15 protein-coding genes are annotated in these 14,583 nt (G+C 43.3%); 5 read left to right on the forward strand and 10 right to left on the reverse strand.

Translation table 11 applies throughout. The annotated features are described in order from the left end of the window. Positions 1 to 76: 76 nt before the first annotated feature. From F975_RS04345 to F975_RS04355, 3 genes are all read right to left on the reverse strand, one after another. Positions 77 to 637 (reverse strand): hypothetical protein, encoded by a 561-nt coding sequence (locus F975_RS04345; RefSeq protein ID WP_004750745.1) that lies wholly within the window; start codon positions 635 to 637, stop codon positions 77 to 79. 84 nt (positions 638 to 721) lie between these two features. Further along, entirely contained in the window at positions 722 to 2,902 is a 2,181-nt protein-coding gene (gene yccS, locus F975_RS04350; protein ID WP_004750747.1) for a YccS family putative transporter, read from the reverse strand. A gap of 151 nt (positions 2,903 to 3,053) precedes the next feature. Then, a complete protein-coding gene (locus tag F975_RS04355; protein ID WP_004750749.1) occupies positions 3,054 to 3,848 on the reverse strand; it encodes a hypothetical protein in 795 nt (264 codons plus the stop codon). Positions 3,849 to 3,984: 136 nt separating this feature from the next. Between F975_RS04355 and F975_RS04360 the strand changes: the two genes are divergently transcribed. Further along, positions 3,985 to 4,989: a DUF1176 domain-containing protein gene (locus F975_RS04360; protein ID WP_004750750.1), complete on the forward strand. Its 1,005-nt coding sequence runs from the start codon at positions 3,985 to 3,987 to the stop codon at positions 4,987 to 4,989. Positions 4,990 to 5,025: 36 nt separating this feature from the next. Here the strand turns inward: F975_RS04360 and F975_RS04365 are convergent, their stop codons facing one another. Then, on the reverse strand, positions 5,026 to 5,616 hold the full coding sequence (locus F975_RS04365; RefSeq protein ID WP_004750752.1) for a glutathione S-transferase: 591 nt from the start codon (positions 5,614 to 5,616) through the stop codon (positions 5,026 to 5,028). 97 nt (positions 5,617 to 5,713) lie between these two features. Between F975_RS04365 and F975_RS04370 the strand changes: the two genes are divergently transcribed. Further along, the gene (locus F975_RS04370; protein ID WP_004750754.1) at positions 5,714 to 6,607 is read left to right on the forward strand and encodes a LysR substrate-binding domain-containing protein; all 894 of its coding nucleotides are present in this window, start codon (positions 5,714 to 5,716) and stop codon (positions 6,605 to 6,607) included. Here the strand turns inward: F975_RS04370 and F975_RS04375 are convergent. Together F975_RS04375 and F975_RS04380 are read right to left on the reverse strand one after the other, a co-directional pair. Next, positions 6,596 to 7,534: a tRNA-dihydrouridine synthase gene (locus F975_RS04375; protein WP_034426124.1), complete on the reverse strand. Its 939-nt coding sequence runs from the start codon at positions 7,532 to 7,534 to the stop codon at positions 6,596 to 6,598. The two genes, F975_RS04370 and F975_RS04375, sit on opposite strands and share 12 nt — an antisense overlap. 72 nt (positions 7,535 to 7,606) lie before the next feature. Further along, positions 7,607 to 8,413, reverse strand: a complete 807-nt coding sequence (locus F975_RS04380) for a cytochrome C assembly family protein (RefSeq protein WP_004750758.1) — start codon at positions 8,411 to 8,413, stop codon at positions 7,607 to 7,609. Between the two features lie 145 nt (positions 8,414 to 8,558). On the opposite strand from F975_RS04380, the gene ffh reads away from it, so the two are divergent. After that, the gene (gene ffh / locus F975_RS04385) at positions 8,559 to 9,971 is read left to right on the forward strand and encodes a signal recognition particle protein (protein ID WP_004750760.1); all 1,413 of its coding nucleotides are present in this window, start codon (positions 8,559 to 8,561) and stop codon (positions 9,969 to 9,971) included. Between the two features lie 41 nt (positions 9,972 to 10,012). On the opposite strand, the gene F975_RS04390 is transcribed toward ffh, so the two are convergent. The 4 genes from F975_RS04390 to F975_RS04405 form a co-directional block, all read right to left on the reverse strand. Beyond that, positions 10,013 to 10,711 carry a hypothetical protein gene (locus tag F975_RS04390; RefSeq protein WP_004750762.1) on the reverse strand — a complete coding sequence of 233 codons (699 nt, stop codon included), beginning with the start codon at positions 10,709 to 10,711 and terminating at the stop codon, positions 10,013 to 10,015. A gap of 67 nt (positions 10,712 to 10,778) precedes the next feature. Beyond that, complete coding sequence (locus F975_RS04395; RefSeq protein WP_228127406.1) at positions 10,779 to 11,483, reverse strand: toxin-antitoxin system YwqK family antitoxin; 705 nt, start codon at positions 11,481 to 11,483, stop codon at positions 10,779 to 10,781. Further along, complete coding sequence (locus F975_RS04400) at positions 11,480 to 12,232, reverse strand: type III pantothenate kinase (RefSeq protein ID WP_004750766.1); 753 nt, start codon at positions 12,230 to 12,232, stop codon at positions 11,480 to 11,482. The genes F975_RS04395 and F975_RS04400 overlap by 4 nt, the downstream gene beginning before the upstream one ends. A gap of 12 nt (positions 12,233 to 12,244) precedes the next feature. Then, positions 12,245 to 13,006: a biotin--[acetyl-CoA-carboxylase] ligase gene (locus tag F975_RS04405; RefSeq protein WP_034426126.1), complete on the reverse strand. Its 762-nt coding sequence runs from the start codon at positions 13,004 to 13,006 to the stop codon at positions 12,245 to 12,247. A gap of 27 nt (positions 13,007 to 13,033) precedes the next feature. On the opposite strand from F975_RS04405, the gene F975_RS04410 reads away from it, so the two are divergent. Both F975_RS04410 and F975_RS04415 read left to right on the forward strand, forming a co-directional pair. Further along, on the forward strand, positions 13,034 to 13,855 hold the full coding sequence (locus F975_RS04410) for a sulfite exporter TauE/SafE family protein (protein WP_004750772.1): 822 nt from the start codon (positions 13,034 to 13,036) through the stop codon (positions 13,853 to 13,855). Between the two features lie 30 nt (positions 13,856 to 13,885). Then, a complete protein-coding gene (locus F975_RS04415) occupies positions 13,886 to 14,581 on the forward strand; it encodes a GntR family transcriptional regulator (protein ID WP_004750774.1) in 696 nt (231 codons plus the stop codon). Positions 14,582 to 14,583 lie beyond the last annotated feature (2 nt).

Here is a 14,583-nt window from a genome sequence, read left to right on the forward strand (position 1 = left end):
CTGATTGCTGATTGCTGATTGCTGATTGCTGAGCAATAAAAAAACCTCCTATAGGAGGTTTTTTTATTTTTATGCTTTAGATTTGTTTAGGTTCACCTACACTTTCTTTTAAGTGTTTGCGAATGGTTTCAAAAGGAAAGTTTCTTGAATCCATGCGTTTTGGCAAAATATATGCGCCTTGTTGATCTTTGACTTTAAAGTTGATGAGCAGGAATTCAGGCGTGTTGTACCATTCGTACATATCTTTCCAACCTACAGTTCCAACACCTTCTTGTGCACCCATTTGTTGGCGCATGACTAGACCATGAGGTTGTACACCTAAACGAATTCCTTTAATTTCTTGAGTTGGAAATTCGTTCATTTTGCGTTTCACATACCATTCTAAACCAAATTTACGAATGAGTAGATAAACGATGACACAGACAATCGCAACCCAGCAGAAAATCGTGGAATAGTTCTTGATCAGGGCAATCCCCAAAAGCGCCAGTACTACCACAGCGCCCATAATTGCCCAAGCTTTAAGGCTGATTTTGTTGGTACTCCGCCAAATCATCAACTGCGCATTACGCTGTTCGGCTTCAGAAACTTCATAATTTACGGGTTGCAAAGTATATGCATATAAGGTTTTAGCGGTCATAGCGAATAGTTACAAATAGATACTCAAAAAGTTTAGCATTAAACATTGGCGAAACGTCAACATATTACACCAAAATCTCAGCTTTTAAAGTGATCCCAATTCACTGGCATCAGTATTGTGTTCATTACTCAGGTTTTGTTTGAGTGTCATTAATTGCTCCAGCACACCAAACATCAGTGAGAGCTGTTGTAAAATAATCAGTGCTTTTTGATCATTTTGATTGTTTTGTGATAAGCGTTGACGAATGCTTTGCAGCATATTTTTGGAATTCAAATCTGGGTGCTCATCACGCAATAATACGCCTTGAATATCATCCAGTGCCGAATCGAGCAGGGTCAAAATCTCCTGATCGAGTAATTGTTCCCGATGCGCACCAAGAGCCGCAATATAGCTTAAAAAAGTATGACTCAGGCAAAGTAGATCAAAAGCTGCGGTTTTTTGGCTTGGATCGAAATCGGGTTCGGTTGCGAGTGTAGAAATCAGTGAGGCAAGCTCAGCATCGCGATTGTGCGCAGTGCGGCGTTTAACCCGATAATCTAGCCCGTTGTTTCGCCCTTGGCGGTATTGGTGTACGACTTCGGCTAAATAGTCGCATTGAGCATTGAATGCACGGCGAATACTATGAGGTAGGCGACGGAATTTCCAGTCAGGGAAAATAAATGTGACACCAAACCATGCAAAGCCACAGCCAATAATCGTGTCAATCATACGCGGCAGAGCTGCGGTCGAGCCTAGACCATCAAGGTTGAAGTTAATCAGTGCCAAAATGGTGATAAATGCGGTTGCCTGAGCATATTGTTTACTGCGTAGTTCAAAAAACAAAATCCCGCTGAGAATCAGCACAATCAGTTGTCCTTCAGTCGATGGGATAAATTTTAAGATCAAAAGACCAATCAGAATACCCAGTAAAGTCCCCCAAATTCTTAGGCGCAAGCGGCGTTTGGTTGCGTTAAAATTGGGTTGACTGACGAATAATGCCGTAAGCAGAATCCAGTAGCCATATTGAATATGGTCATGCGTAAGTTGTACAAAAACATAGGCACAGAACAATACGATAGACAAACGGATGGCATGACGAAATAACACAGATTCTGGGGTCAGGTTTTGCATAATCCGTACTTTGATATCTGCCCAGCCTTTCAGATCGTCATCCTTCAATTGTTGGTCTTGTTGTTTGCTAATATCCATGCTCATCGCACGTTCAGCTTCCAAATTGCGTAACTGCCCATCAATTGCTTTTAGATTTTGATAGAGTGACATAAGTGCATTGACCCAAATCGGGTCATTTGGATATTGTTCAGGTAGCTTTTTTAAGGATAAACGTAAATTTTCAAAGCTATGTTTAAAGCGTTTACTGTGCTGATAGGGCGTCTGTTTAATGATGTTATCGCTTAAATCCTTACACGCTTTACCTTGTAAAGACAAAATGCGCTGAAAGCGAAACAACACATCACTGTGTTTAAAGTTATCTGCCAGTTGTTGATAGTCGATATGTGCAGAATCGGCACGTTCATGAATATCTTGCGCTACAAAATAATATTGCAGGCTACGACGGGTATCTTTTTGTCCACGGTCACCTTTGAGGCGAGTCAGCAACGCAGTTTTCATATCGTTAAAGAGGGCGATTAACTTGCCATTTTCCATGGACAGGTCAATCATGCTTTGCCGATAGCTTTCAGATGTCATGTCGACATCGAACAGATTGGATTTGGCAAAGAGAAAATCACCAAGGCAGGCATAACTTTGTGCCAGTTTGACTTGGACAGGGCGAACCGGAAACAGCAAAAAACTAATGGTGGAGAGAATTCCATACCAAATTGCACCTGTAATCAATAACAACGGCTGCATATACCATTCATCGAACAGATGCACTCCAAGCATGGCATAGACAGACACTACCAGACAGCCATACGAAATGGTGGAATAACGCCGACCAAGTGAACCCAGTAAAATCAGCACAATACAAGCGACAATCAGGCCAAGGGCAAAAAATACAGGATGGGGAAATAGCAGCTGTACTGAGCTGGCAGCCACAAAAAAGCCAAAATAAGTATAAAACTGGTTTAAAATCCGTACGGTAAAGCGGTCATCAATATCACTTAAACCTGCTGCAACCACACCTAAAGTCAAGGGGATGGTTGCTAGTTGGAAATGCAGGAAATAAGGTACAAAAGTTGTTCCGATAAAAGCAATAGCCATACGGAAGTTATACATCAGTGATGCATTGTGAGTGACCTGACGAATGCGATGTAGCCCAAGATTCAAGTTGTATATTCCCCAGTCAAAAATGCCTTGTGATCAAAAATGTACAGTTTGCACGAATATTTTTACCCAGATAAAATTATACGTTGCAGATGATCGACTTGTCTTTACTGTTCAGAATTAAAATTAATTCACTGTTATTATTAAAGTATTTTTAGGAAACTTTTATATATTCACCATCGGCTGTGACATTGTGTCCAAAACCACAACTGCTGTCGGGTGAACCATTGGTTGAGGTGGTAGCATGAAGCTGATCGCCCTGAAATTTGAGCTGAATTCGGCAAAATTCATGCTCAAGAGAGTCGGGATAAGTCCATATCGATTGCTGTTGTTGAATCTTGGTTTGATAGTCATATTCTCCCATGTTGGGACCATATAGCAGCCCATTTAAACCAAAATATAAACCTTCAAAATGAATGTAATATTGCTGGTTTGTTTGCATCTTGACAGTATAGGTTTGCCAAGCGCCTAAACTTGCGTACATCCAGTATTCACCTGCAGGACTCTTTGTTATAGCGTGTTGAGGAATAAGTTTTAAATTAAATGCGGTTTTTGCCGATTTCGGGGCAAGACTCAGCCATGCTTTGGCTTTGCCATAATCATGTGTTTTGATATAGGTTAGGGCAATGCTGTTGTATAAGGTATCTAGGCTGTTTTGGCTCAAATAGGCTGAATTGTTCGCAGTAAATATCTGTTTGGCCAAGTCACTCGGATCTTCTTTCAGGCGTAAACAGCTTTCCAGATAGCCTACTTGTTCAGTCCAGATTTTTCGTGCTTGTAGATATTGGGCTTTTTTATAGTGCTGTTCGGCTTGGTTATTTAGGGTTGCGAGTGTGGTACAAAATTTAAGTTGCTGGGTTTCGTTATCTGACCAATCTGCATGTGCGATAGAGTTCATGGCAAGGCATAGGCTGCCTGAAATAAAGCTTGTTTTTAAAATGGGCAACATTATTTATTCTCAGCTCATTTGCAATTTTGTTACAGCATAAAAGTAATTTTTTTCGACATAATCAGCTTTTTTGTATCTGATAAAAATAGTGAAAATGAAAAAAAGTATAGCTGTTGGAATTTTTCTGAGTAGTGGCATGAGTATGTTTGTTCATGCTAATGACCGATCATTTCAATATAAAGACTGGGAAATGGTCTGTGACAACACCCGAACCTGTCGTGCTGCGGGCTATTCTGCTGATGAAGCCCACGCACGGGTGTCGGTGTTGCTGACCCGTAAGGCAGGGGTAAATCAACCTGTTACTGCACAAGTTCAACTTGCAGATGTTGGTGATACCGAAGATGTTCCAGTTCCTAAAGCCGTGGATTTCTGGGTTGGTCAGCAAAATTTAGGCAGAATTCTCCTCAAAGATGCAGGCGGTGATTTAAATGCAATGCAAACACGTGCATTGTTAACCGCGTTAAAAGGCAGCCAACGTATTTATTTTGCTGCGGGCAAGTCACGTTGGGAATTGTCGAGTGCAGGGGCAAATGCAGTCTTATTGAAAGTCGATGAACAGCAGGGTCGTCTAAATACTCCATCTGCATTGATTCGTGTGGGTAATCACTCCGAGCAGTCGGTTTTGCCTGCCTTGCCGATGCCAATCATTCATCAACAGAAAATTCCAGTGGCTAATTTACAGCTTTGGCAAAAGCAGGTGAACTGGAATGCTCTCACGCAAAATCTGAAAGCCCAGCAAGCAAAAAACAAATCCGATGATCAGGAGTGTTCAAGCCTGACTGAAAATAATGAATACACCAAGTTTGAGCCACAAGTCGAAGCAGTCTTACCGAATAAACGTTTGCTGGTCAGTGGCTTATGCTGGCGTGGCGCGTATAACGAAGGCTATGGCTACTGGATTATTCAGCAGCAACAACCATATAAACCGCAACTGATTACTGTAAGTGCTTCAGGTTATGAAAAAGGTGTGATTGATGCGGCACAAAAAGGTCGTGGCTTGGGAGATTGCTGGTGGGATGCCCAGTGGGTCTGGAATGGTCAAAACTTTGTGAAAAGCTCAGATGCGACTACAGGCATGTGTCGTATGATTCAACTCGGCGGAGCATGGGATTTACCGAGTTATGTCAGTCAGGTGAAATAAGCATGAGGGATGCGAAAAAAAGCATCCCTCTATTGGTTAAGCCTGTGGATAGGCATAGCGCTGAAAAATTTCAGTCTGTTCCATTTGCTGTTGTAACTGTGTAATAGATGGATAACTTTCTTGTGAAATTAAACCTTTGAGTTTTTTCTGGATAAATGTCCAGACAATGGCAAGGCTAATGCAGACCTGATCTTTAGAGTTGAACGGATAGCCTTGAATTTGCTGTTCAATGGCTTGGCAGGCTTTTTCAGCCTGGAGTAGAACCCGTTTTTTCCATGTTGGGTTTTGCAGTTCTTCTGCGCGTAACTGGGTTTCATAAACATATTGCACCGCTTTTTCTGCCAAAGCTAAAATTAAGCCCAAAAGTTGGTAACCTTGAGCTGATAGTGCAAAGAAGCTAAGCTTTTGTTGATGCTCAAGATATTGCAGAATCAGGGTTGAATCCATCAGGTATGTACCATCATCGAGCAATAAGGTTGGTGCTTTGACCACAGGATTAACCTTGGAAAATTCATTAAAAGTGGAAAACACAGACAATTGAATCAGTTCAAAGTCGATCTGTTGACTGGCTAGGCTAATCGCAACACGTCGTACAAAAGGTGAATCGAGCATTCCGTAAAGTTTCATGGCAAATCTCTGTGTCTCATTATGTTTTTTATCAGCATACACAAATCATTCGGCGTTGGTTTTCGTATTTCTAACATAGGCTGTAAGGAAGACTTACATGGCACAATTGCCCTCATTACAGATGCTGAAAAGCTTTGAAGCAGTCAGTCGGCTGGGAAGTTTTACCCAAGCCGCCGCAGAACTGCATGTTTCACATTCGGCCATTAGTCAGCAGATCAAGGCACTGGAAGCTTATTTGGGGCGGCAGTTATTGCAACGGCAAACCAAGAAAGTCACGGTTTCAGAAGATGGACGTTTATATGCAATTCAAATTCGTGATGCACTGAAATCTTTGGAAGATGCTACCTTTCAGCTCAAAAGTAATCTGCGTCAGGCTGAACTGGTGATTGCCACTTTACCGTCCTTTGCCGCACATTGGCTTGCACCAAGGTTGATGGATTTTCGCCAATTGTACCCACAGATTCATTTGAAATTATTGGTCGATTTGGCAGTCGGAGATCTCAGTGAGCAACAGTTTGATGTTGCGATTCGTATGGGTAATGGCGACTGGCGGGCGGCAGCGCAGAAAAACCTTTTGTTCTATGATGAACTGTGGGTAGTTGCAGCAGCAGATTTCCAACAGGGGCGACTGTATTTTTCTGATCAGCAGATTATTGAAAACCCTGTTATTTCATCACTGGAAACCTGGAATTGGTGGTGTGAAAAGACGGGTTTGGCATTACCTGAACAGACCTTATTGCAAGTTAATGACTCCAATGTGGTGATTGAAATGCTACGCCGAGGTTTAGGCATTGCCTTGGAACGTAAAAGTGTGATGTTTGATTTGGTACAGCAAGGGGTGCTCAAGAAAATTTCCAATACCGTAGTGGCATATCCGTGGGCATACTGGAGTGTGATTCCTGAAGGGCAGACGATTCAGCCAGAAACCAGTCTGTTTTTAGACTGGCTCAGGCAACAAGTGATGGTCTATGAACAAGCTTTAACGTTCTAGGCTACGTTGTAATTGCAGGATGACATCCTCAAGCACTTTAATGCGTTTGACTTCATCCCAAAGTTGTTTGGCTTCAGGGTAGGCTTTGCTCATCATGCCGAGCCATTGTTTGTAACGCCCAACCATGCCGATTTCGGTTTTGCTTGAACCATTCAAGAAGCGGATTTGTAGCTCCACCAAATCTTGCCAAGACAGCAAGGCATGATCGGATTTTTGGCGAATACACTGGGTCAAATCTGGCGTGGTGACTGCACCGCGTCCAAGCATGAGATCTTCACAACCCGACTGAATTTGACATGCTTTTGCATGCTGGTAATTCCAGATTTCACCATTGGCAATGACATTGATTTTGAGGGCTTCGCGAATGGGTCGAATTTTTTCCCAGTAGGCAGGTGGGGTATAACCATCGGCTTTGGTGCGGGCATGTACCGTGAGCCAGTTTGCACCTGCATCTTCAATAGCATGCGCGTTGTCCATGGTGTGGTTTTCATCTAGATAACCCAAACGCATTTTGGCAGACACAGGGACATGTGCAGGCACCGCATCACGAACAGCTTTGACCAAAATATGCACGACATCGGGTTCATCCAGTAATACCGAACCACCACGGTGACGATTGACTGTTTTGGCAGGGCAGCCAAAATTCAGGTCAATGGCAGGTGCACCGAGTTCAACAGCACGCACGGCATTGGCTGCCAGCATTTCGGAGTTATTTCCCAAAAATTGCACGTGCACAGGCGTACCTGCGGCAGTTTTACCGCCATTTTTTAGTTCAGGGCAGTAGCTATCATAGACATGTTCGGGCAACAGACTGTCGGTCACCCGAATAAATTCTGTCACACACCAGTCAAAACTGCCCACATGCGTTAGCACATCACGCATAATTGGATCGGTTAGGCCTTCCATGGGTGCAAGAATCAGTTTCAATGGCATTGCCCTAAAAATAAAAACAGCGTTATACGCAAATTGTACAACGCTGTCTAGGGTGATTGGACAGGATTAACGACCTAAAATCATTTCCAGAATAAATTTACTGCCAATAAATCCGACAGCCAGTAATGCAAACCCGATCAGGGTAAAGCGAATCGCTTTTTGTCCACGCCAGCCAAATTTGAAGTGACCAATCAGGAGCACGCCATAAACAACCCATGAAATGAGACTAAACACGGTTTTATGCGCGAGATGCTGCCCCAAGAAACTGTCTACGGTGAAGAACCCAAAGCCCAAAGCAATGGTGAGTATCACAAAACCCGTCATGAGCATGTCAAATAACAGTGACTCCATGACTTGAAATGGAGGTAATAAGTTGACCCACAGGCGTTTTTGTTTTTTCTTGAGTTCGCGGTCTTGGAACCACATCAGTACTGCCTGAATGGTTGCCATGAGTAAGACTGCATAGGCAGACAACGACAAGATGATATGTGCATCGAGTCCAAGTGAATGTTCTTCAATAAACTGATTTGGTTGGCTAAAAGCAAAACCAAAAATAAGCCCTGTCGCTGCGACAGGAATGCCCAGTAAATTCAGGGCAAGAACGGGACGATAGGTGTTGTATACTGCGCTCAATACGAGCATTAACCCAGAAGTAAACGACATTAGGTTGAAAACGTCGTAATTGACCCCATGTGTTGTTAACATGTCATGTTTTAAAATATAGCCATGTAACAACAGACCTATGCTCAGAATGACGCCAATAAACCAACGGTTTGGCTCACGCTTCGCTAATAAGTGCATAAAGGAGTACCAAAAACCAGTGGTATAAGCGATTAAAGCCAGTATCGTGTACACCAAGGGGAGACTGATCATGTCAAACCTTTGTTGGAATAATGAATATTCATGCTATGCGATATAATTTCGATGTGAACTCAAGTATCCTATAGCATTTCATGCATAAATTTTCTATTTTTGAGAAAGATTTTTTTGCAACAGACCATTTAAAGCGGAATTTGCAATGTTTGACACCTTAACAGAACGACTCTCACAGAGTTTAAGAAATGTTACCGGTACAGGACAACTGACCGAAGACAATATTAAAGACACCCTGCGAGAAGTGCGTATGGCACTTCTAGAGGCGGATGTTGCCTTACCTGTAACTCGTGAGTTTATCGCGAAAGTTAAGGAACAGGCACTTGGACAAGAAGTCATGAGCCAACTGTCTCCAGGACAGGCTTTTGTCAAGATTGTTCATGATGAACTGACCAAAATGATGGGCGAGGAAAACCAAAGCCTGGATTTGGCAGCAAAACCGCCAGTCGTGATTTTATTGGCAGGCTTGCAGGGTGCGGGTAAAACCACCACTGCGGCAAAATTGGCACGCTTCTTAAAAGAGCGCCAAAAGAAAAAAGTCATGACTGTTTCTGCCGACGTTTACCGTCCTGCTGCGATTAAACAGTTAGAAACGGTTTCAGCCGAAGTCGGTGCAGAATTTATTTCATCAAGTGCAGATGAAAAACCGATTGATATTGTCAATCGCGCCATTGAGCAAGCAAAAATCAAGTTTGCCGATGTGTTGATTGTCGATACGGCAGGTCGTTTACATGTCGATGAAGACATGATGGACGAAATTAAAGAATTGCACGCTGCAGTTAAACCAACCGAAACCTTGTTTGTGGTCGATGCCATGACGGGTCAGGATGCGGCAAATACAGCAAAAGCCTTTAATGATGCCTTGCCGCTTACAGGTGTGATTTTGACCAAAACTGATGGTGATGCACGCGGTGGTGCAGCGCTTTCAGTGCGTGCCATTACTGGCAAGCCAATTAAGTTCTTGGGTATGGGTGAAAAACTCGATGCACTTGAACCATTCCACCCTGAACGTATTGCCCAGCGTATTTTGGGGATGGGTGACGTGCTGTCTTTGGTTGAGGAAGTTGAACGCAAACTCGACAAAGAAAAAGCCGAAAAAATGGCGAAAAAATTGCAAAAAGGCGGCAGCTTCAACTTTGAAGATATGCTGACGCAATTTGAGCAAATGAGCAAAATGGGCGGGATGATGGGCTTCTTGGACAAGTTGCCTGGCATGAGCGGTGCAGGTTTGCAGCAAGCGATTCAGCAAGCCAACCCTGAAAAACAAGTCAAAAAGATGGAAGCCATCATTTTGTCGATGACGCTCAAAGAGCGCCGTAACCCAGAATTAATGAACCCAAGCCGTAAAAAACGTATCGCAGCAGGCTGTGGTATGGATGTTGCGGAGGTCAACAAGTTGATCAAGCAACATGCGCAAATGGCAAAAATGATGAAGAAATTTGCCAATCCGTCAGGTTTGGGCAAAATGATGCGTTCACTCAGCGGTATGCAAAAGCAGTTCGGTGGTGGTGGCGGTGGTATGGGGCCATTATTTGGTGGCAACGACCAGAAAAAATAAAATTTTCTGTATAAAAAATAGGCGCATATTGCGCCTATTTTTTATGGCTTTTCGATAAGTGTCTGATTACGATCATTCAGTAAATTCATGATCAAATAACAGGTATCTAATTGGTTTTTCGGTTCTAGAGTTTTTTCTGCAAAACATTCGTCGGCCGCAATGGCTTTACCTTCAGTGTCCCAGCCTTGTGCCTGTAAAATCTGCCCGTCTGAATCGAACTTTACTTTTAAGGCAGGTACATTGGGATGGTACCAGTAATCGCTTTGCGTTGAACCATCAGCAGACATGGTTTCTTGTGAAAGCAGTTGACCCTGACGATTCAACAGTTGGCTAGGCCCAATGAGTTGCTGCTGCTGATTGTATTGAGTCGTAAAAAATACTTCACCTGTCGCATAATAAAGCTTGAGTTCACCCGTGACTGAATTTGGATCGAAACTATGCAAGTCTTCAGACTTACTCAACCAGAAAGGGGCGGACTGTGGCGTTCTGGTTTGGGTATAAAAATCCTGTACCAGATACTGACCTTGTGCATTTTTGTCTAATAAAACACGGTAATAACCTGTGGTTAAGGCTTTGGCTGAATATTCATTGCCAAATTGAATCGGTGAAAAATAGGCAATAATCTGGTTTTTTTGAATTGAACTGGATGTGGCTAATGTACTGTTACTGGTTTTTGCCGACACTGCTGCGGGAGTGACCAAACTACATGCCAATAGGGCAGTTAAAAGTATTTTTTTCATTGTTGTTCATCATTTTAAATGTCAGAAAAGAATGCCCAAGCCAAATCTGACTTGAGCAAGAGTAGCTTTAATCTGCCATAGTGGCGCTTGTTTGATAAATTTGCATCAGCAACTGATAGCATTGATCTTGCTGGTTTTTAGGATTTAAGGTTTTTTCGGCAAAACACTGATTGCTAGGAATCGCATGCTTTTGTTGGTCCCAACCTTTTGCCATAGTCACTTGATGCTTACTATTCATTTCAAAATTGAGCGCCTGATGCAGCGTTTCTGGATACCAGAAACGCCCCGAATACGAACCATCAGCACGGTTTTCTTCCTGTACGATCAGCTTGCCTTGAGGATTATAAGTGGTTGCCTGACCCATTGGTTGATGTTGGGCATTATAGGTTGCACGTTGGTAGACCTGCCCGTTACGGTAATACAGAATTAAATCACCGACAACCGATGTCGGGGAAATCTTGTTTAAATCTGCAGGGTTGGTCAGTAAGACTGGACTAGACTGTGGGCGGTGTGATGCCTGATAAAAGTCCTGTATCCAATAACCGCGCTCGTCATGTTTGATTAACACCCGATAGACATCGGCAGAGCGGCCATTGAGCAACAAAATGCCGCCTGTCTGCATCGAAGAAAAGTAGGCAATCACCGATTGCTCGGAAGCTGCACTCCCTAAACTGGTTGGAGTAGGTGCAGAGGGTGCAGTCGTGCTTTGGCAAGCGGATAATGCGATACCACAGGCCAGTATAGACAAAATTTTATAATTGCTTTTCATCATGATCCCTCAACTGATTCGTTGTTCTTGTGGTGTGAAATATAATGTTGCAGCCCTTTTAATAACAAGTCTGTTTCTACAACAGGTTGATACTCTTGTAAAAAACGGGCGAATAACACAGCATCACCGCCTGTTAAAATCAGCTTGCGCGGTGATTGTTCCAGAATTTTCTGAATAGTGCTAATGAGCCCAAGCAAAATACCATGATGTACGCAATCCACGGTCGTTCGTCCAGGTTCCAAATGCTCAAATGCCGAATCTGGAATTTTAATGCCTTTGGTATTTTGAATCAGTGAATTCCGTTGTAAATATAGATTAGGTAAAATATAGCCGCCCAAATGCTGCATGCCTTGTGTAAGGTCTATCGTCAGCGCAGTTCCACAACCAATCACGCACAGATCTTGCTCTGGCGCAGCAACTGCCAGAAGCTGTAGCCAGCGGTCAATCCCGAGTTGCTGAATATCGTCATAACCACAGAGCAAGCCTGCGTATTCGTGCTGTACTTTGGCAATGTAGAGCGGGGCATTCAGACGTTTTAAAATACGGCTAATCCGATCATTATTTTTTTTATCTAGAACTGAAGAAATCCCAATTCGGCGAATTTGCAGGGCTTTAAAGTGATGAACTAAACCCAGTAGCAAGTCGGCAGGCGATTGCAAATGTAGTTCAGCACCATGTTCAATCACCTCTTGACCTTGGGTAATCCAGTATTTTAGGCGTGTGTTACCAATATCGAGCCATAAATTTTGCATTATATTCTCGGATTACTGTGTTGAAGGAAGTGGGCGTAAACGTCCCTGATAATACACGGTCTGACCTTGTGCTGTATCGAGCACAATCCCGCCATCATTTTGAATCCCGAGGAATATCCCTTCAGCAACACCTTGTTTGTGCTCGAAACTGACCGATTGCCCTTTAAACATTGCTACATGATTAAAGCGCTCTGCCAAATTGTAACAGCCATGATTGAACCATGTGCCTGCCTGTTGAATCGCCACATAAATGTCGTGAAGCAACTCAATTCGACTACGATTGTGCAGCCCCAGTTCGCTCAATGAGGTCACTGCCTGATCCAGATTTTGCAGGTCAGGCGGCGTAATAATATTGATGCCAACCCCGATAATCGCTTGATGAGCAGAAAGTGGCTCGACTAAAATGCCACCCCATTTCCCTTGATGGCTATAGAGATCATTGGGCCATTTGATTTGTAAATTAAAGTCTTTCAGTATGGGCATGTGAAGTAGGTTGAGTGCAACTTCAAGTGCCAAGCGCCCATCAATCGCTGTTTCGGTGTTGATGAGTGTGCTTAAATAGATGTTGCCTTGGGGAGACAGCCATTGCCTTTGATGTTGCCCACGACCTTGGGTTTGTATTTCGCTGCAAACAAGGGCAGTATGCATGCCTTGCTGGGCAAGTGCGCGTACATCATCATTGGTCGATGTCGTGCTATGTTTCAGCAAGACAATATCAGGGGTACAGTTTGACAGTTCGAGTAGCTGCTGTAATTGGCGAGTATCCGCATCCATAATCAACAATTCATGGGAAAACATAAGATGGAGTTAATCATATATTTACTGATTGGTGCAATTGCAGGTTTTGCCGCAGGGTTGTTTGGTGTGGGTGGCGGTCTGATTATTGTCCCAATTTTATATATAGTGTTTACCCAGCAGCATTATGCCCCTGATGTGATTATGCATATGGCACTTGGTACATCGCTTGCGACCATTATGATTACTTCTTTAAGCTCGATTATGGCGCATCATCAAAAAGGCGCAGTGATGTGGTCGGTGGTGCGTAATATTGCTCCAGGCTTGGTGATCGGTTCTTTTTTAGGGGCAGGCGTTGCCGATGTTTTATCTGGGCATAGTTTGCAACTGATTATTGGTGTGTTTGCACTTTGGGTGTCGCAGCGCATGTTCTTTGGTGCAAAACAACAGGTTGACACCTCGAAGCATTTACCAACAGTTTGGCAACAGGCACTTGCGGGTTCTGGTATTGGGATCGCTTCAGCAATTTTTGGCATTGGCGGAGGTTCACTGACTGTCCCGTACTTAAACAAGCATGGCGTGGTGATGCAAAAAGCAGTGGCGACCTCGGCGGCTTGCGGTTTCCCGATTGCAGTTGCAGGAGCATTGGGTTTTATGTGGTTTGGGGCAAAACAGAGCATCCAGATCCCGCATGCGATTGGTTATGTGCATATTTATGCATTTATTGGCATTAGCATCATGAGCTTTGTCACAGCCAGATTTGGTGCCAAAGTGGCACATGCCTTGTCACCCGCCACACTGAAAAAATGCTTCAGCGGCTTACTTTTTACCGTGGGGAGTTATTTTATTTATCAGGGTGTGATACAACTTTTACAGACCGCACATTAAAACAAAATCAAAAAATGAAACAGGTGAATCATGCTGCAGCAACCCGCACAATGTCTTGCCGAACAGATTGCCGATCAAATTGCACAGCAAATTATTTCAGGTGAGTTACTTGAAGGTGAGCGAATTCCTGAACTGCGGATTGCCAAAGAAATGCAGGTCAGCCGTGGTTCGGTACGTGAAGCATTGTTATTACTACAACGTACACATCTAATCGAGATTTATCCGCGCCGTGGCGCCATAGTTACCGAAATGAGCACCGAGCAGGTCAATCAGTTATTTGAAAGCTGTGACATGCTTCTGAGCCAGTTGATTCAGTGTTTTATTTATCATGATGTATCTAGTGAAAAACAAAAAATTCAGCAGCTTGAGCAACAGTTAACATTGCATGTCAAACAGATGCAGTCTGAACAGTTTTATGATTTATGGTTTTATTTTCTGCTGAATCATGCAGGGCAGTTTCATAATTTATATTTTACTCAATTTTTTCACGACTTATTTCCTGCACTGCGTCGCAGTTATTTTTTAATCCTGAATACCTCTCGGCGTGATTTGGAAGAAACCTTTAATCGCATAAAATGGATGATTGATGCTATTTTGACCCGAAATTTGCAACAAGCCACTTTATTTATGCACGATTTTTGCCGACACTTGCGGGGACTTGTGTTGGACTCCCTGACACGAATGAAACAGATTGAATTGGCATGGGCACGTCGCTCACGTCATTAAAT

Source organism: Acinetobacter brisouisimilis (assembly GCF_000368265.1).
Lineage (GTDB): Bacteria > Pseudomonadota > Gammaproteobacteria > Pseudomonadales > Moraxellaceae > Acinetobacter.